At 58.9% G+C, this 19,153-nt stretch carries 14 protein-coding genes; 2 read left to right on the forward strand and 12 right to left on the reverse strand.

Annotation, left to right across the window (positions count from 1 at the left end; genetic code table 11):
* Window positions 1–276 precede the first annotated feature (276 nt).
* Together rpoH and AC0TOF_RS04145 are read left to right on the forward strand one after the other, a co-directional pair.
* Window positions 277–1,188: an RNA polymerase sigma factor RpoH gene (rpoH, locus tag AC0TOF_RS04140; RefSeq protein WP_122000356.1), complete on the forward strand. Its 912-nt coding sequence runs from the start codon at window positions 277–279 to the stop codon at window positions 1,186–1,188.
* Between the two features lie 239 nt (window positions 1,189–1,427).
* Window positions 1,428–2,030: an inorganic diphosphatase gene (locus tag AC0TOF_RS04145; RefSeq protein WP_122000355.1), complete on the forward strand. Its 603-nt coding sequence runs from the start codon at window positions 1,428–1,430 to the stop codon at window positions 2,028–2,030.
* A gap of 161 nt (window positions 2,031–2,191) precedes the next feature.
* Here the strand turns inward: AC0TOF_RS04145 and AC0TOF_RS04150 are convergent, their stop codons facing one another.
* The 12 genes from AC0TOF_RS04150 to ybgF form a co-directional block, all read right to left on the reverse strand.
* Complete coding sequence (locus tag AC0TOF_RS04150) at window positions 2,192–3,619, reverse strand: transcriptional regulator (protein ID WP_473767318.1); 1,428 nt, start codon at window positions 3,617–3,619, stop codon at window positions 2,192–2,194.
* A gap of 268 nt (window positions 3,620–3,887) precedes the next feature.
* Window positions 3,888–5,177: an adenylosuccinate synthase gene (locus tag AC0TOF_RS04155; protein ID WP_122000353.1), complete on the reverse strand. Its 1,290-nt coding sequence runs from the start codon at window positions 5,175–5,177 to the stop codon at window positions 3,888–3,890.
* Between the two features lie 410 nt (window positions 5,178–5,587).
* On the reverse strand, window positions 5,588–6,097 hold the full coding sequence (locus tag AC0TOF_RS04160; RefSeq protein WP_473767319.1) for a GNAT family N-acetyltransferase: 510 nt from the start codon (window positions 6,095–6,097) through the stop codon (window positions 5,588–5,590).
* A 4-nt stretch (window positions 6,098–6,101) separates the two neighbouring features.
* A complete protein-coding gene (serA, locus tag AC0TOF_RS04165; RefSeq protein ID WP_122000350.1) occupies window positions 6,102–7,703 on the reverse strand; it encodes a phosphoglycerate dehydrogenase in 1,602 nt (533 codons plus the stop codon).
* 138 nt (window positions 7,704–7,841) lie between these two features.
* Window positions 7,842–9,017: a phosphoserine transaminase gene (locus AC0TOF_RS04170; protein ID WP_473767320.1), complete on the reverse strand. Its 1,176-nt coding sequence runs from the start codon at window positions 9,015–9,017 to the stop codon at window positions 7,842–7,844.
* Between the two features lie 150 nt (window positions 9,018–9,167).
* Window positions 9,168–10,124: a bile acid:sodium symporter family protein gene (locus AC0TOF_RS04175; RefSeq protein WP_473767321.1), complete on the reverse strand. Its 957-nt coding sequence runs from the start codon at window positions 10,122–10,124 to the stop codon at window positions 9,168–9,170.
* A gap of 142 nt (window positions 10,125–10,266) precedes the next feature.
* Window positions 10,267–10,956 (reverse strand): outer membrane protein, encoded by a 690-nt coding sequence (locus AC0TOF_RS04180; RefSeq protein ID WP_473767322.1) that lies wholly within the window; start codon window positions 10,954–10,956, stop codon window positions 10,267–10,269.
* A gap of 142 nt (window positions 10,957–11,098) precedes the next feature.
* A complete protein-coding gene (locus AC0TOF_RS04185) occupies window positions 11,099–11,917 on the reverse strand; it encodes an outer membrane protein (protein WP_473767323.1) in 819 nt (272 codons plus the stop codon).
* Between the two features lie 200 nt (window positions 11,918–12,117).
* The gene (gene glmM / locus AC0TOF_RS04190; protein WP_473767403.1) at window positions 12,118–13,473 is read right to left on the reverse strand and encodes a phosphoglucosamine mutase; all 1,356 of its coding nucleotides are present in this window, start codon (window positions 13,471–13,473) and stop codon (window positions 12,118–12,120) included.
* A gap of 307 nt (window positions 13,474–13,780) precedes the next feature.
* Window positions 13,781–15,709: an ATP-dependent zinc metalloprotease FtsH gene (ftsH, locus tag AC0TOF_RS04195; RefSeq protein ID WP_122000345.1), complete on the reverse strand. Its 1,929-nt coding sequence runs from the start codon at window positions 15,707–15,709 to the stop codon at window positions 13,781–13,783.
* Between the two features lie 279 nt (window positions 15,710–15,988).
* Entirely contained in the window at window positions 15,989–17,359 is a 1,371-nt protein-coding gene (tilS, locus tag AC0TOF_RS04200; protein WP_473767324.1) for a tRNA lysidine(34) synthetase TilS, read from the reverse strand.
* 213 nt (window positions 17,360–17,572) lie between these two features.
* The gene (ybgF, locus tag AC0TOF_RS04205) at window positions 17,573–19,051 is read right to left on the reverse strand and encodes a tol-pal system protein YbgF (RefSeq protein WP_473767325.1); all 1,479 of its coding nucleotides are present in this window, start codon (window positions 19,049–19,051) and stop codon (window positions 17,573–17,575) included.
* Between the last annotated feature and the right edge of the window lie 102 nt (window positions 19,052–19,153).

Consider the following 19,153-nt stretch of genomic DNA (forward strand, 5'->3'; position numbering starts at 1 on the left):
TGCTGATTAATCTCGGCTTTTCAGTATCAGGACCGGGGGCGCGGTCGCGGTGAAAGCCGCTCTCTCACAACACGCAATTCATTTCAGACGATTTCACGAAACCTTTGACCGGGAGCTGCGTTCACATTGTAGTGACAGTTTGTTTCATGAGTTAAAGGATCGTGTTTTCGCCAAAATCATGCCTATATATGGAGGCTCGCGAGAGGGAAGTGCAGGAGGCAGCCCCCGCGACAGGTTCGCCAAACGGGAACCTGAAATCATAAAGGAGGGTGCTCTATGGCCCAGATGAATCTCCCAAGCATCACGTCAGGTGACGGTGGCCTTACCCGTTATCTGGAAGAAATCCGCCGTTTTCCCATGCTTGAGCCGCAGGAAGAATATATGCTGGCCAAGCGTTATCACGAACATACCGACCCCAAGGCCGCCCACAAGCTGGTGACGAGCCATCTGCGTCTCGTGGCCAAGATCGCCATGGGTTATCGCGGCTATGGCCTGCCGATCGGTGAAGTCATTTCGGAAGGCAATGTCGGTCTCATGCAGGCCGTCAAGCGTTTCGAGCCTGAACGCGGTTTCCGTCTTGCCACCTATGCCATGTGGTGGATCAAGGCTTCGATCCAGGAATATATCCTGCGCTCGTGGAGCCTTGTGAAGATGGGGACGACCGCCAATCAGAAGCGCCTGTTCTTCAATCTGCGCAAGATGAAGAGCAAGATTCAGGCGCTCGACGACGGCGATCTCAACCCCGATCAGGTCAAGCAGATCGCGACCAAGCTCAATGTCAGCGAGGACGAAGTGGTTTCCATGAACCGCCGTCTGTCCGGTGACGCTTCGCTGAATGCGCCGCTGCGCGCTTCCGAAGGCGAATCCGGCGAATGGCAGGACTGGCTGGTCGATGACAGCAGCAGCCAGGAGCAGATCCTGATCGAGCAGGACGAACTGGAAAACCGCCGCTCCATGCTGGAACAGGCGATGGATACGCTGAACGACCGCGAACGCCGCATTTTTCAGGCCCGCCGCCTTTCGGATGATCCGATGACGCTGGAAGATCTTTCCAGCGAATTCGACATCAGCCGCGAGCGTGTGCGCCAGATCGAAGTGCGCGCGTTTGAAAAGGTGCAGGCGGCGGTAAAGGCCGCCGCTTTCAAGCAGCAGAAGGCGCTGAATCAAGTCGAGGAAGCGCACGCTTAAACAGTTGCTCTATTGATCCTTTTACTGCCGCAAGATGGGAACACCATTTTGCGGCAGTATTGTTTGGGGCAGCAAAAATGGAAATCGGTTTTGCAGGAAGGTCGGCATCAGCCCGGCAGCGTATCGCGAGGCGCCTCCTCGCCGAAACCGTCATGCAACCGATATAAAACCGTCAAACAACTGTAATGGATTGGCTTTAGGGACGAGGGCGTGTTTCACCCAAGCTTCAAGGCCATTCCATGAAAAAGCTCCTGCTCGCCGCAGCTCTTGCGCTTACCGCCGCCACTGCCGCATCTGCTTCCGACTATGTCTCCTTCCTCGATTATCCGCAGAAGGAGCAGGACGGGAAGGAGTTCTTCACGGCCATCGAAATCCCGCAGGGCAGCTTCACCAAATATGAAATCGACGACAAGACCGGCCACATCGTCGTCGACCGCTACCAGTCCATGCCGGTGATCTATCCGGCCAATTACGGCTCGATCACCAGCACGCTTGCCGGTGACGGCGATCCGCTCGACGCAATCATCTATACGCGCGAACCGATTGTTCCGGGCGCGATCATCAAGGTTCGCCCCATCGGCGTGCTCAAGATGATCGACGGCGGCGACCAGGACGACAAGATCGTCGCCGTGCCGACCACGGACATCGATCCGACCTATGACAACATCAAGGAAATCACCGACCTGCCGAAGATCGAACAGCAGCGTCTGGAAGCCTTCTTCCGCGTCTACAAGCAGTTGCCGGAAGGCCGCAAGGTCGTTGAACTGGCTGGCTTCGACAGTGCGCAAGCTGCACAGAACGAAGTCGCCAAGGCTATCAAGGCCTTCGCTGAAAAGAAGTAATCCTCGACTGCCCGCCAACAAAAAGGCCGCTCGAAGCGGCCTTTTTCGTTTCGTGGCGGGTTAGAGCGCATTCTGAAAAGTGTGAAACGGTTTTCGGAAAAAATGCGCGGTAAAATAAATAGTTAGAGCGCCGATCTGATCCAATCAGATCGAAACGCGCTCTAATTCGTACCCAGAACCTCGTTGAATACCTTCTCGCCCGGCACGCCTTTTTCCAGACTGATAAGCGCGCGACGGCCATTGCGGTAGGAAATCGGAATGTCGATCCACTGCAAACGACGCATCAGCGAAAGATTGGTGTCCTGCGCGGTGCGGGCGTCGTTCAGCCATACGATGAAGAAGTTGTCGCCGATCTTCGATGGCACGGCGACCAGCGGATTGCCCGCCGCCTGTTCCGTATCCTTGAAGGTGACGCGCTGCACATTATCCACCACGCCGCCGGGGAAGCCTTCCGGCACGGTGAAGACCATTTCGATCAGATGGCTCGCCGGGATGGACTGGTCCGTATTCTTGCGGATCGTCATCTTCAGCTCGACTTTGCTGGTCGGCATCGTGACCGTGGCGCGCACGGCGGGCTGGGCAGGCTGGCCGTCTTCCGGGCTTTCCTCGATCGTCGACCAGACCACATTGCCGCGCTCGACCGAATCCGACCCCGCGCCGCCGCGTTCTTCATAAAGAAGGGCCTGCTGGCCAACGGCGACGGTCTGGTTCTGTCCGGGCTGCGCGCCCGTCGGCGGATTCGTTTCGGCAGGGGCCGGGGTGGAAGCGGCGGTCGACGTGCCCTCCCCGATGCCATTCGCGCCACCGGCAGGCCCGCTATCGGTTTCGCTGCCATCCGGCATCAACCGCTGCGTCAGCTTCGGTTCGCCCGCAGGCTGCTGCGGTTGTTCCGGCTTCTGTTCGCCGCCCGTGGTCGCCGTATTGCTGTCGGCTGGCGGCGTCGTGCCTTCAGGATGTGTTTGGGTGTCGGAACCGGTCGCAGGCGCATCGCTGCGCCCAAGGCTCGATGCCAGTTCCTGAATCTTGTCCTTGTTGTTCCAGACAACGTAGCCGGCGGTTCCGAGAGCAAGAACTGCGATCAACGCGACAACCAGCCCCTTATAGGAGCGCTGTTCTTTGCGGGCCGTGCGCTCGATATATTCGCTGCGGCGGGCCTGCGCCTTTTCCTTGGCGCGGTCCAGCTTCCAGTCATCGTTGCGCTCGGCCACGAAAGCCGGTGCATCCTCATCGTCGCTGGTGCTGTCGCGGCGCTCACCCCGCGGCGCGTGGGAAAATGCAGGCTCGTCGTCATCATGGGGCGGGGAGCGGTCTTCCGCGGCGCGATTCGCCTCCTGCAGAAAATCATCCAGCGCATCCTCGACCGGCGGCTCCGGCACGGCGGCTGGCGGCGCATAAAAGGCTTCAACCTCGGCAATGGCGTCTTCTAGGATATTGCGCTGGCGGACAGCCACAGCCTGCGAGGCATTTGCCGTGACAAGCTTCTGCTCGATCGTGGCGCGCGCTTTCGCATAAACGCGCTGGCGCAACTCCGGCGATTTGTCCGCCTGCGCATCGATCGTCTTTTTCAGTACCGCTACAAAATCCGCCATTCCGTCTTACCCGGTTTCCGCCCGTCCAGATGAACAATAAGCACAGGATGCAATAAATGTCCCAATAATCACAATAATCAAGGGAAAGCAAAGTCTCCGGCTACGATTTAGCGAAGACTTTCAAAACGATGCGGTAAAATAGTGGCAAAAATCACCCTGTTTCGAAGCTTTATGCAGCCGATCGCGTTCCTTGTCCGGCGGTCAAAACAAAATCGGAGCAGCTCTTGGCAAAGCTGCTCCGAACCTTTCGATCAGCTATTACAGCCGGTCAGTCGTGGAACGGATCGGTGACGAGAATGGTGTCCTCGCGTTCCGGGCTGGTGGAGAGCATCGCCACCGGCGCGCCGATCAGTTCTTCGATGTGGCGGACATATTTGACCGCCTGCGCCGGAAGATCGTTCCACGAACGCGCGCCTGCGGTCGTCTCCGACCAGCCGGGCAGCGTTTCATAGATTGGCTTCACGCGTGCCTGCGCGCCCATGGACGACGGCAGATAATCGATGCGCTTGCCATCGAGTTCATAGGCGACACAGATCTTGATTTCGTCGAGACCATCGAGAACGTCGAGCTTGGTCAGCGCGATGCCGGTAATGCCGGAGGTGCGAACCGTCTGGCGCACGATCACGGCGTCGAACCAGCCGCAGCGGCGCTTGCGGCCCGTCACCACGCCGAATTCATGGCCCTTGGTGCCGAGGAATTCGCCGATCTCGTCGTTCAGCTCGGTCGGGAACGGACCTTCGCCGACGCGGGTCGTATAGGCCTTGGTGATACCCAGCACATAGCCGATGGCCGTCGGGCCGAGGCCCGAACCGGCGGCAGCCTGACCGGCAACCGTGTTGGAGGAGGTCACAAACGGATAGGTGCCGTGGTCGTTGTCGAGCAATGCACCCTGCGCGCCTTCGAACAGGATGCGGTCGCCAGCCTTGCGGCGTTCGTCGAGCACGCGCCAGACCTGATCGATATAGGGCAGGATCTGATCGGCAACCGAGGTCAGTTCGGTCAGAATGGTTTCGACCGCGATTTCCTCAAGACCCATGCCGCGACGCAGCAGATTGTGGTGCGCAAGCAGGCGTTCGACCTTCGGCTCCAGCGTTTCCGGCTCGGCCAGATCGATGACGCGGATGGCGCGACGGCCAACCTTGTCTTCATAGGCAGGGCCGATGCCGCGCTTGGTGGTGCCGATCTTGAGGCCCGAATTGGAGCCTTCGCGCATGGCGTCGAGATCGCGATGGATGGAGAGGATGAGCGGTGCATTTTCGGCAATGCGCAGCACGTCCGGATTGATGTCGATGCCCTGCGCGCGCAGCTTCTCGACTTCGGCGACGAAATGATGCGGATCGACAACGACGCCGTTGCCGATGACGCTGAGCTTGCCGCGCACGAGGCCGGATGGCAGCAGCGAAAGCTTGTAGCTGATGCCGTCGATGACCAGCGTATGACCTGCGTTATGCCCGCCCTGGTAGCGCACGATGACATCGGCGCGTTCGGACAGCCAGTCAACGATCTTACCCTTGCCCTCGTCGCCCCATTGCGACCCGACGACAACCACATTTGCCATTGAAGAAACTCCTTGGCTTCTATTTGAAAATCCAAGGATCGAAGCGGCCCGGTCATCGCCATCAAGGGCAACGGGGTGCTGATCCCTCGTCTCTATACAGATTGAAACCGGATTACGCGACTCTTTCGTGCAAGAAATTCGCGATTTTTGAACACCTCTTGAACGAAGGGCGCTTAGGGTCGGTAGAGATTCAGTCTCTGGGGAGGCGAAAATGGTGATCTTTGAGAACCGGCGCGCAGCATAGCCCGAAAAGTCGCGAACTTTTCGGACAAGACTATGCGCCTAGGAAATCGACGTGAGCACCGGAAGCGAAAAATCGGGCCATTTGCAGACCGCCAGAAGCGGAATATCCGCGAGTTTTTTAACGCACATCTGATCCGAAAACCGGTTCCCACTTTTCGGGATGTGCTCTAGCCGGCGCGGACCATATAGAGCGCATCCTCCGAATAGCTTTTCAGCTTTTCTTCAAGTGCCGGAAGGTCGCGGACGACAAAGCCCTTCTTTTCCCAAAAACCCTGCGAGCCGTTGACGGCAACGAGAGACATGGTGACGAAGCCGTCGCGTTCGGCTTGCGTCGCCATCAGTTCGACGACGCGGGTCGCCGCCCCGCTGGAGCGGGCTTCGGGCAGAAGCGCGATATCGTGGATGTAGTAGGTGTTGGTATCTTCCGGCAGTTCGCCCAGAACGGCGTTGAGAGCAGGAACCGTATCGAGCTTCCATGGGTGGCTGACGCCATAGCCCAAAACCTCGTTCTCGCGGGCCAGCACGAAGCAGCCTGCGGGATAGAGCTTGAAGCGGTCCCGGAAGACCGCCTCATCTTCGAAGAAATCGAGATGGACAACATTGGCAACCGCAGTCACGCCCGCAATATCCTGCTCGTGCATGCGCCGCCATTCCGGCTGTACCATCTCTTCAACCATGTTCTCAAACTTCTCCGACGTTGAACTCAAGCGGTGTTGCCGCCTTGATTGCCTCTTGAGCCGTCAGTTCGTCAAGTGCCGCCTGTGGAATCTGTTCATCCACATAGAGCATGGCAATCGCGTCGCCACCCGGGTGGTCGCGTCCGAGCGAGAAGTTTGCGATGTTGATATTGTGCTTGCCGCAGATCGTGCCAAGCAGGCCGATCATGCCCGGAACGTCCTTGTTGGTGACGTAAAGCATGTGCGGGCCGACCTCGGCGTCGAGATTGATTCCCTTGATCTGGATGAAGCGCGGCTTGCCATCGGAGAAGCAGGTGCCTGCAATGGAGCGCTCGCGCAGCGTCGTCTTCACCGTCAGCTTGATATAGCCATCGAAAATGCCGGACTTGTCGCGCTTGACTTCCGAGACGATGATGCCGCGCTCTTTCACCATGATCGGCGCGGAAACCATGTTGACGTCGGCAACCTGCGGACGGATGAGACCGGCCAGCGCCGCACTCAGCAATGCGCGCGTGTTCATGGTGGCGGTGGCGCCATCGAAGAGCACTTCCACTTCCTGGATCGGCTCGTCCGTGACCTGACCGACGAAAGCGCCAAGCACATCGGCAAGCTTGACGAACGGCTTCAGGCGCGGCGCTTCCTCCGCCGTGATCGACGGCATGTTGATGGCATTGGAAACGGCGCCCTTCACCAGATAGTCCGACATCTGTTCGGCCACCTGAAGCGCGACATTTTCCTGCGCTTCCGCCGTCGACGCGCCAAGATGCGGCGTGCAGACGACATTGGGCAGCGAGAAAAGTTCGTTCTCGGTCGCCGGTTCCGTTTCATAGACGTCAATACCGGCACCTGCGACATGGCCGGATTTCAGCGCCGCCACCAGATCCTTTTCCACGATCAGGCCGCCGCGCGCGCAATTGACGATGCGCACGCCCGGCTTGGTCTTGGCGAGATTTTCCGCGTTGATGATATGCCGTGTCTTGTCGGTCAATGGCGTGTGCAGCGTGATGAAATCGGCGCGGGCGAGCAGCTCGTCCAGCTCGACCTTTTCCACGCCCAGTTCCTGCGCGCGGGCTTCGGACAGGAACGGATCGAAGGCGACCACATGCATTTTCAGGCCGATGGCGCGGGTCGCGACAATCGAACCGATATTGCCGCAGCCGACGACGCCCAGCGTCTTGCCGGTGATTTCCACGCCCATGAAGCGGTTCTTTTCCCACTTGCCTGCACGGGTGGATGTGTCGGCCTCCGGCAATTGCCGGGCGACAGCGAACATCAGCGCAATGGCATGTTCGGCGGTGGTGATCGAATTGCCGAACGGCGTGTTCATGACGATGATGCCGCGGCGCGAAGCCGCCGGAATATCCACATTGTCGACGCCGATACCGGCGCGGCCGACGACCTTGAGCTTCTTGGCGGCGGCGATCAGCTTTTCCGTGACCTTGGTGGCCGAACGGATCGCCAGACCATCATAATCGCCGATGACTTCGAGAAGCTTTTCCTTGTCCTTGCCGAGATCGGGCAGGTAATCGACTTCCACGCCGCGATCCTTGAAGATCTGGACGGCGGTGGGCGAAAGCTTATCGGATACGAGAACGCGAGGTGCCATTGAGGCCTCCTTCAAACATTTTCAAACCATGCATTTCCTGTGATGACGCAGACCGTTCTCATTCAGGAAATGCGCTGTAATGGGGGAATGCGGACCGTGGCCGCCCCAACGCGGACCACGGCGTCATGCATGAAATGCTCAGGCAGCAGCTTTCAGCGCAGCCTTTTGCGTTGCAAAAGCCCAATCCAGCCAATGCGTCAGCGCTTCCAGATCGGAAGCTTCCACCGTCGCACCGGCCCAGATGCGCAAGCCCGAAGGGGCATCGCGATAGGCGCCGATATCATAGGCAACGCCCTCCTTGTCGAGCGCGGTGACGATGCCCTTGGCGAAAGCGGCCTGCTCGTCGGCTGACAGGGCAGTGACTTCCGGGTCGACAATCGTCAGGCAGACGGAGGTGTTGGAGCGCGTTTCCGGCTTCACGGCCAGATTGGCGATCCACGGCGTCCTTTCCACGAAACCGTTCAGGACAGCGAAATTGGCGTCGGCACGCGCAACCAGCGCATCGAGACCGCCGAGCGACTTCGCCCATTTCAGCGCGTCGAGATAATCTTCCACGCAGAGCATGGAGGGCGTGTTGATGGTTTCGCCGACAAAAATGCCCTCGATCAGCTTGCCGCCCTTGGTCATGCGGAAAATCTTCGGCAGCGGCCAGGCGGGCTTGTAGCTTTCCAGCCGCTCCACCGCACGTGGGGACAGGATCAGGATGCCATGCGCGCCCTCGCCGCCCAGCACCTTCTGCCAGGAGAAGGTGACGACATCGAGTTTCGCGAAATCGAGACGCTGCGCGAAAGCAGCAGAGGTCGCATCGCAGAAGGTCAGGCCCTTGCGGTCAGCCGGAATGAAATCGCCGTTCGGGACGCGCGCGCCCGATGTGGTGCCGTTCCAGGTGAAGACTACGTCGCGGTCGAAATCGACTTGGCTGAAATCGACAATCTCGCCATAGGGCGCTTCAAAGGTGCGCACATCTTCGAGCTTGAGCTGCTTGGTCACGTCCGTCACCCAGCCCGCGCCGAAGCTTTCCCAGGCAACCATATCGACGCCGCGCGCGCCGAGCATGGACCACAGCGCCATTTCAACAGCGCCGGTGTCGGATGCGGGAACAATGCCGATGCGGTAATCGGCAGGCACCTGCAACACTTCGCGGGTAAGGTCGATGGCTTCTTTCAGCTTGGTCTTGCCGATTTTCGCGCGGTGCGAACGGCCAAGCGCCGCATCGACCAGCGCATTCAGCGACCAGCCGGGACGTTTTGCACAGGGACCGGATGAAAAATTAGGATTAGCCGGGCGAACTGCCGGCTTCGCAATCGTCGTCATGTTGTTTCTATCCTCTCAGATAGCACGCGTCTCGTTGGGGAGACGTGGCCCACTTACCGGGATAGCCGAAAGCGCATTCTTCCTCAATACGCCATTCGTGGAATATTTTTACCCAGCTCGCCCGGATTGCTCCGGGCGAGTGGAATTTCGTTATCGTGTCGCCGTCTGCGTTTCCGACGGCTCTTCTTCCATGCGCGCATAGTAGCTTGCAATCAGCGCGCCGGAGATATTGTGCCACACGCTGAAAACGGCGCTCGGCACCGCCGCCAGCGGCGAGAAATGCGCATTGGCGAGCGCAGCGCCAAGGCCGCTGTTCTGCATGCCGACCTCAATGCTGATCGCCTTGCGCTTGGCAAGCGACAGCCCCGCAAAACGCGCCGCAAAATAGCCGAGCAGCAGCCCGCAGCAATTGTGCAGCACCACGACCGCGAAAATCAGCAGGCCGGACTGCGCGATGGCCGCCTTGTTGACCGCGACCACGGCGGCGACGATCAAAACGATACCGATGACCGAGACGAGCGGCAGCATGGGCACCGCAGCCTTGACCACGCCCGGCACCAGCTTCTGGAGAATGAAGCCCAGCGCCAGCGGCACAAGGATCACCTTCACGATGCTGATGAACATGCTCATCGCATCGACTGGCAGATACTGGCTGGCGAAGAACCAGACGAGGAAAGGCGTGACCAGCGGCGCCAGCAGCGTGGTGACGCTGGTGCAGGCGACGCTCAGCGCCACATCGCCCTTCGACAGATAGGTCATGACGTTGGAAGCCGTGCCGCCGGGGCAGCAGCCGACAAGGATCACGCCCGCCGCCACTTCCGGCGACATGGGAATGATGCGCGTCAGCAACACGGCAAGAAGCGGCATGATGATGAACTGCGCCAGCACGCCGATGGCGACATCGAAAGGCCGCTTGGCGACTTCGGCAAAATCCTTGCCGGAAATGGTCAGGCCCATGCCGAACATGATGATGCCGAGCAGGACCACGATCCATGGCGCAAAAATGCTGAATGTGGATGGCAGCAGGAAGCCCAGAACGGCAAAGACAATGACCCAGACCGCGAAGGTGCGGCCGACGAAATCCGATAGTGCAGCGATTGCTTTCATAACCCTCCCCTTTTCAGGACACGTTTTCGACGCATTCGTTCACCTGTAAGGATTTGGGCCGTATATGAAAACCAAAAATTCGCCAGACCGAAACAATAACTGCAAGGCGGGCCGAAAGACCAATTCTCGATGAGACTTGGTCTTACCAGGTCGTGAAGCGCACGCCAGCACGCAACTGATGTGACCGGATGTCCTTGTCGCTCAGCGTACCCACTGCCGAACTTGCAATATCGGCACCCTCGATGACCCCATAGCGATAGCCCACATCGAGCTTGATATTGGATGTCACATCGATGCCCACACCCGCCATCAGCGCCCAGGCAAGACGATAATCATCGTCCGATTTGTATTCGCCATAGGCCGTATCGATGGAGTAGCGCACATTGGCAAAGCCGAGACCCGCGCCCAGATAAGGCGTGAAGCCGTAATAATTGCCGATATCGACATAGGCATTGGCCATCATGTCCCAGCTGCGCACATCGATGTCATAGTCGTCGAAGCTCTGTTTGGAATAGCCGAACGTCACGTCGCCGCGCAGATTATCCGTGAACTGATAGCCGACGCCGATGGAGGGCACGACATTCTTGTCCAGGTCAAAACTCTCGGACGCGCTCCCGAAAGGTGTCTCCACCTGAAGCCGGGCCTTGGAGGAGATGTTGTAGCCGATATCGCCGCGCAGATACCAGCCCGACCCGACCTCTACCGGCTGTTGCGCCGCAGCGCCCGGCTCATAGCTGATCATATCGAGATCGGCGGCAAATGACTGCGACGCAACGCACAGTCCGGCCAGCAAAGCAGCCGACGAACAGAAAGCACGCCATTGCATGGACATGATGAAACCCCCGCTTATGAATGTATCATCATGTATGAATGAACATGGTTAAGATCACATAAATATAGGGATATGTTTACCGTATTTCTAAACGAACAAAGGCCCGGATAACCGGGCCTTTGTTCGTTTCGGGATTTGCTTTTTACTTGTAAACCGGACTGTCCACGATGGTAGAAACCTGCTGCGGGGCATAGACGGGAGCCGCGCCGCCGAACATATAACGCAGGCCGACACGCACATCGTGAATGTCCATGCCCTTGTCGTAGCCATCGCCGAGACCGTATTTGCCGTCGAACATCTTGCCGCCATTGACATGGCGATATCGATAACCGGCATCCAGCTTCAGGTTATGCGTGAGATCGACCGACGCGCCCGCCATGAGGGCGTAGGTGAAACGCCAGTTGGCATCGCCGGGCAAGGCGCCGCCATTCGTTGTATCGACAAGGTCCGCCCATTTGATGCGCGTGCCGCCGATACCCGCGCCGACATAAGGCGTGACGCCGCCGAAATTGCCGAGATCGACATAGGCATTGGCGAGGAGCGACAGGGCCGACAGATGGCTTTCATCGCGCTCGCTGGTGAATTTCGCGCGCGTCATATAATCGAGCGTGAAATCCGTGCGGAAATAGTCCGTCACCTGATAGCCGATACCGCCGCCGATCAGGAAGGAACCCTTGAGATCACCGCCCTTGATGTCCTTTTTGTCGACGAAAGCAGTTTCATTGCCGCATGGGTCACATGCACTGCCGACAACCGAATAGTTCGCGCCTTTGAATTTATTCCACGAATAACCGATGTCGCCGCGCAGATACCAGCCGCCAACGGCAGGCGGAGCGACAACGACTTCCGGCACTTCCGGAACCGGCTCGATAATGTCGGCGGCCAGCGCGACGGGCGCCAAGACCGTGAGGGCAACCGATGCCGCCACACCGGCAAAAAGAGTTTTCGTAAGACTTTTCATAGGTCTGCCCCATCGAAGATTCGCGCCGCCAAAAGCGGCGGGTACGGATGTTTGAGGGGAAGACTATGCGGGAAAAGTTAAATACAACTTAACCTTGTTTTTTTACCATATTCATTAACATTTACTAATATACAAAAGGCAATCCAAACAAAAAGCGCGGGACAGAACCCGCGCCTTTGCTGAAACTGCGCTGGAGGCGATCAGGCCGCAGCGCTGCCTTCGGACGAGATCACGTCGATGATGTCGTTGACGACCTTTTCCACCAGACCGCGGTCGTCGCCTTCCGCCATGACGCGGATGAGCGGCTCCGTGCCGGACGGACGGATAACCAGACGGCCCTGCACGCCAAGGCGCTCGGTGGCCTCATCAATCGCGCTCTTCACGCGCTTGTTTTCCAGCGGCTTGCCGCCAGCGGTGCGCACATTCTTCAAAAGCTGCGGTACCGGATCGAACTTGCGGCAGACTTCGCTGATCGGCCTGCCCTGCTCCTGCGCGACGGCAAGAATTTGCAGCGCGGAAATCAGGCCGTCGCCCGTCGTCGCAAAATCGGACAGGACGATATGGCCGGACTGCTCGCCGCCGACATTGAAGCCATGCTCGCGCATATGCTCGACCACATAGCGGTCGCCCACCTTGGTGCGGGCCAGCGTCAGGTGACGGTCGGCAAGGAAACGCTCCAGTCCAAGATTGGACATGACGGTCGCCACGATGCCGCCGCCTTCGAGCCGGTCGGTAGCAGCCCAGCTTTCGGCGATCACAGCCATCAGCTGGTCGCCATCAATGACGGTGCCGTTTTCATCGACCAGCAACACGCGATCCGCATCGCCATCAAGCGCGATACCGACATCGGCGCGCACTTCGTGAACCTTCTTCATCAGGCCGATCGGGTGCGTCGAACCGCAATCCTCATTGATGTTGATGCCGTTCGGCTCGTTGTTGATGGTGATGACTTCCGCGCCCAGTTCCCACAGGGCGGCAGGGGCAACCTTGTAGCCCGCGCCATTGGCGCAATCGACAACGACGCGCAAACCGTTCAGGTCGATGTTGCGCGGCAACGTGCGCTTGGCGAATTCGATATAGCGATAGATGTCGCCATCGACGCGCTTGGCGCGGCCGACATCGCCATGGCTGGCGAGATATGGGGTCAGATCGCCTTCGATCATTGCCTCGATCTTCAATTCGATCTCATCGGAAAGCTTGTATCCATCCGGGCCGAAAAGCTTGATGCCGTTATCGTAGAATGGATTGTGCGACGCGGAGATCATCACGCCGATATCGGCGCGCAGCGAGCGGCAAAGCATCGCAACGGCAGGCGTCGGGATCGGGCCGAGCAGGAACACATCCATGCCAGCGGCGGTGAAACCGGCCACCAGCGCGTTTTCAAGCATATAGCCCGAACGGCGCGTATCCTTGCCGATCACCACGCGCGAAGCGTGACCCTTGCGGCGGAAGATGTGGCCAACCGCCATGCCGACTTTCATGGCGATTTCCGGGGTCATCGGGAAGCTGTTTGCCTGTCCGCGAATGCCATCGGTTCCAAAATATTTGCGTGCCATCTGTTTCGCCTTGCGCTGAGCCATGAACCGCTCTCTATGTCTTCCAATATATATGCCGCCTGAACTTGCAGGCAAACAATTGCTGTCGGCTGACCGGACAGCGGATTTTCGCTGTTCTTAACGCAAAAACCCTTACGAATGCAATTTCGCCTTTGGCAGAAGGTTCAACGCTCCCGAACCCAAAGTCGTAAGCTGGTGCAATATGATGCGCCGAAATCCTTAACGAGCCTTTGCGCCAAGTCCCCACAAAGCTGGATAACAAGAAAGCCGGGACAAGCCCGGCTTTCTCTGTTCACTTTTGAGCAGCTTATTGCGGCTGCGGCTCCATGCCCGGTTCGCTGCCGGGCTCACTGCCCTTGCGCTTGCGCGGACTTCCGGCCTTCGGCACGCCCGAACCGCGCGACGGCGTATCGCTGCCCTGATCGCGCGATGGCTTGTTGCCGGCAATCAGTTCCTTGATCTCATCGCCGGAGAGCGTTTCATATTCGAGCAGGCCTTCGGCAAGCGCGATCCAGTCCTTCTTCTTCTTGGTCAGGATGCGGGTCGCCTCGGCATAGGCCTCGTCGATCAGGCGGCGCACTTCGGCATCGATGATCTGCGCGGTTTCTTCCGAAATATTCTGCGTGCGGGACACCGAATGGCCAAGGAAGACTTCTTCCTGGTTGTCGCCATAGGCCACGCGGCCAAGCTTGTCGGAATAACCCCACTGCGTCACCATCGAACGAGCGAGCTTGGTGGCCTGCTGAATATCGGAGGAAGCACCGGAGGTGATGTTTTCCTTGCCGAATTTCAGCTCTTCCGCCACGCGACCGCCCATCATGATGGCAAGACGCGACACCATCCAGGTATAGGTGGCCGAATAACGATCACCTTCGGGAAGCTGCATCACCATGCCGAGCGCACGACCGCGCGGAATGATCGTTGCCTTGTGCACGGGGTCGGCCTTCGGCACGTTGAGCGCAACGATGGCGTGGCCTGCCTCGTGATAGGCCGTATTGGCCTTTTCTTCCTGCGTCATGGCGGAGCGGCGTTCCGCGCCCATCATGATCTTGTCCTTGGCGTCCTCGAATTCCTGCATGGTCACCAGACGCTTGTTGCGGCGTGCGGCCATGAGGGCAGCTTCGTTGACGAGGTTGGCGAGATCGGCACCGGAGAAGCCCGGCGTGCCGCGTGCGACAACCTTGAGATCGACATTGGGAGCAAGCGGCACATTGCGCACATGCACTTTGAGAATCTGTTCGCGACCGACGATATCCGGGTTCGGCACAACGACCTGACGGTCGAAACGGCCCGGACGCAGAAGTGCCGGATCGAGAACGTCAGGACGGTTGGTCGCCGCGATCAGGATGATCGATTCGTTGGCTTCAAAACCGTCCATCTCGACCAGAAGCTGGTTGAGCGTCTGTTCGCGTTCGTCATTGCCGCCGCCGAGACCGGCGCCGCGATGACGGCCGACCGCATCGATTTCGTCGATGAAGATGATGCAGGGCGCGTTTTTCTTGGCCTGCTCGAACATGTCGCGGACACGGCTTGCGCCGACACCGACAAACATTTCAACGAAGTCAGAACCGGAAATGGTAAAGAACGGCACATTGGCTTCGCCTGCAACGGAACGCGCCAGAAGCGTCTTACCGGTGCCGGGAGGGCCAACGAGCAGCACGCCGCGCGGAATCTTGCCGCCCAGACGCTGGAACTTCTGCGGATCGCGCAGGAATTCGACGATTTCCTCAAGGTCCTGCTTGGCTTCGTCCACGCCGGCGACGTCCTGGAAAGTCACGCGGCCATGCGCTTCGGTCAAAAGCTTGGCCTTCGACTTGCCAAAGCCCATCGCACCGCGCGAGCCGCCCTGCATCTGGCGCATGAAGAAAATCCACACGCCGAGGATCAGGATCATCGGCAGCCACGACAGGAGAATGCCAATCAGCGAGCTGGAACCGTCAGTTTCAGGGCGCGCGGTGATCGCGACGTCCTTGCCTTCAAGGCGCGAGACGAGACCCGTATCGCCCGGCGAATAGGTCTGGAAGGTCGAACCATTGTCGGCAAAAGTACCGGTGATCCGCTGGCCGGTGATCGTCACCGATTTCACGCGACCATTGGATACGTCGTCAATAAATTGCGAATAGGAAACTTCACGGGAATTGGAGCGCTGACCTGGGCTTTGGAACAGGTTGAACAGCGCGATCAAAAGAAGAGCAATGATCGCCCACAGGGCGAAGTTGCGATAGTTCGGATTCATATCGGGTCCAATCGATACCACGGCCATTCCGCGGGCACGGAACGATGTTGCAGTCTAACATAGGATCGAAGGATGGCCTTGCCAAGGCGCGTTTGACCCCGCATCCTCGATTCTTCGCACTCTGGTTTATAAAAAGAGCATTTCCCGCAAAAGTGCGAAGCGCCTGCGCGGGGAAATCAGTCCACTGGACTGATTTCTTACCCCGCTTCGATGCGCGGGATAATGCGTCAAAGCAAGGCTGGAGCTGTTCCCGGCGATTCTGTTGAATCGGGAACAGCTCTAGGACATTTCCGCACAGACGCGCCCGATACGAGCTTCAACGGCCCTTGCAAGGTCGAAATCATGTCCCGGCAACACGTGATCGAAAATCGCAAAATGCCGTTCGATATGAATGTCTTGCGGAACATTTCCATCCGGCAGGAACGGCAAGGCAAAAAGCCCCCCATCCCTGTAAATGGCTGGCGAAACCAGCAGGGCCTCACGTTTACGAGATTCGATCTCGATGTTCCGCGCCTTGAGGAAATCGGTCATCTCCTGCCGTCCTGGCGCAGCGACCTCGAAATCGATTGAGCCTTCATTCGAGAAACGGAAGCGCCCATCCCAGACGATCGGCTTGCCCGGCTCCAAGGGGAGCTTGGGGAGGTTACGTTTTTCGCGACGAAACCGGTGCGGCGAGCCGTCCGCGCCGCGCTCGATCAGCGCGCCGAAAACAGTCAGACGATGATGGTCATCCTCTCCCGAAAGAACCCGCTCGATGCGGGAGCGCTCGCTGTCGCCCGGCAGGAAACGGCGTCCCCCGGCAATGGCCGCCAGCAATCCGGAGAACAGCCGCCGCGCATTGTCGGCAAGCGCCGCAAAAAGCGGCGGATCGACCTGCAAGGTCCCGTTCGCATCGACGCGCAGGCTGGCCGGATCGGATAGCACGGCAATCAGCGCCGCATTGTCGCGCTCGCGCGCGGCTCCAGCTTCGGCAATCTGGTCGAGAACCGCCTGCCTGTCGGCCACCGCGGCAATACCCTGACGAATCCGCGGCCGTTCATATTGTGTGTTCGCATTGCTGGGATCGTCGACCCACTGGATGCCCCTGCCCCGCAATTCATCCCGCAACGCCGTGCGGGACACGGAAAGCAGCGGGCGGTCAAGTTCGATGGAGCCGTCTAGTCCCATGCCTTCCAGCCATGAGCGTGAGGACATCGCCGCAAGCCCCCGCGCCTCGGCATGGGCGCTGCGCTCCTTGCGCATGAGAAAAGTTTCGATCTGGTCGTCCTCGGTATGGCCGGTTGCGATGATGCCCGCACCTGCCTCATGCGCGGCCTGCACCAGCAGCCGATAGCGCGCCGTGCGCGCCGCAGCGGCAAGCCCGCTTGCGGGCTTCGTCTCATCCCAGACGAGAACCCGGTGCTCAATCCCGTATTGCCGGCAGAGCCGTCCGACATTCCGGGCTTCGGCCTCCGATTCGGCACGCAGCCGATGATCCACCGTCACGGCGATCAGCCGGGGTGGTTCCTGAAGCGTCGCCAGATAATCCCGAAGGAGAAAAAGCAGGCCGAGAGAATCGCTGCCGCCCGAAACGGCGGCGATAACGGCCTTGACCCGCTCAAATCCAAATGGCTGGAATAATCTGGAAATATTGGCCGGGCTAAGCCCCACGAAATAACTCCGTTATTAGAGCATTTCCAGCAAAAGTGCGAAGCGGTTTTGCGTAGGATAATGCATAAAAACAAAGACATAGAGCATTTCCAACGATTCAACTTAATCTGGATATGCTCTAGTGCATGTCTCCCGAAAGGGTGAACCGGTTAAAGACATGCGTAAAACCAAATGGATAAAGCGGTTCGAGGCCTGTGTTTCAACAGAACCGCTTTAGCATTTTGCGCGGCTGCGCTCGTCGGCAACGCGTTTCAATATGGCGGGCGCCGCCTTGGGGTAACGCTCGGGGATCTGCCTGAAGGTGGCGCAGGCAACATCGCGATTATCCATCTTTTCCAGCGTCATGCCGAGCTTGAACATGTTTTCCGGCGCACGCTTCGAATCGGGATAGTCGCGTTGCGTATCGATGAAAACCGTTGCGGCTTCTGGATAACGCCCCTGACCGTAAAGGGTTTCTCCGAGCCAGAAACGGGCTTCCGCCGTCATGGGATCGGCCGGATAACGCTTCACATGCTCGCGAAAGCCGGTTTCTGCCGCCTTGTAGTCGCCCGACATCAGATATTGATAAGATGCCTGATAGAGCGAATTGGGATTATCGTCGGTTGGAAGCGATGCAACCGCATCGCCTGCTGCCGTTCCGCCTGCGGCGGTTCCCGGTGCTGCGCCCGGCTGCACCGTGCGCGGCGTGGCGTCGAGTGTTTCGCCGATTACATTGCCATTGGCGTCGAAGCGGATGGAGCCCAGCGTTTGCGGCGGTTCGCCACGTGCCGGTCCACCCTGTGCGGGCGCATTCGAACCAATAGCCATGGAATCGGCGCCAGAAGGCTGGCTGGCGGCCGTCTGCGAAGCGCCTTCGGAAACCCCGCCATCGAGGTTTCCGCTGTTGCCCTGATTTGGATCGGCAGCGGCCAGCGACGTATCGCCGCCAGCCTGCTGAACATCCGTATCGGCGCGCTTGCCGGTTTCCAGAAACTGGAAGCGGTTTTCGTTTGCTTCCTGCATCTTCTGCATCTGATCCTGCATTTCGAGGATCTGGAAGTTCATGGCTTCCGCGCGCGCACTCAGCGCCTCGGCGATCCCGGCGGGATTGCCCATGCCCTGCGCGCAAAGATCAGCCCCCGGCGATGCCGCAACGGGCGCGGGCTGGGACCCACCGCCGGAAGCCGGCGAGGTAACGCCATTCTTCTTTTCCAGTTCTTCAAACCGGAACTCATTGTCTTCCTGCGTCTTTTGCAGCTGATTGTCGGTGAACGAAATCTGGGCGTCCACATCCTCGACCTTGCCGGTCAGGTTGCGCACCAGTTCCTGCTGCAAGCCGGGGCTTTGATAGCCGCCACCTTGCCCGCCGCCGCTGCCATTATCCCGCATGGCTTCGTCGAGAATTGCCGTCGAGCCGACGCTGACGTGTTTCTGCGCGCCGCCGCGACCCTTTTCCAATGCCTGGAAACGAGCTTCATTGTCGCGCTGGATTTTGAGCATCTTGTCGCGCAGCTGCAAGATGCGTGCATATGACTGGGCATTTTGATGCGCCAGATTGCAGACCTGCTGCGAAAACTGATCCCCGCCGGGAGCGCCTGCCTGCGCGAGCTGAATTTCCCCTTGCGAAGAAACAGATGCCGCCAGAGCCGGAGCACTCGCCAAAAGCGGCAGCATGGCAATTGCCAGCGTCACTTTCCTCATTGGTTTCCTCATTCCTTTGCCCCTGCAAATTCACCCATCCGGTTCATGCGAACTGGATGATCGAGTGCCGCGCCTGAACAGACGCTGAATGCGTTTGCCGCACGATCAGCTCCG

It is taken from the genome of Ochrobactrum sp. PL_is501 (genome assembly GCF_055816895.1).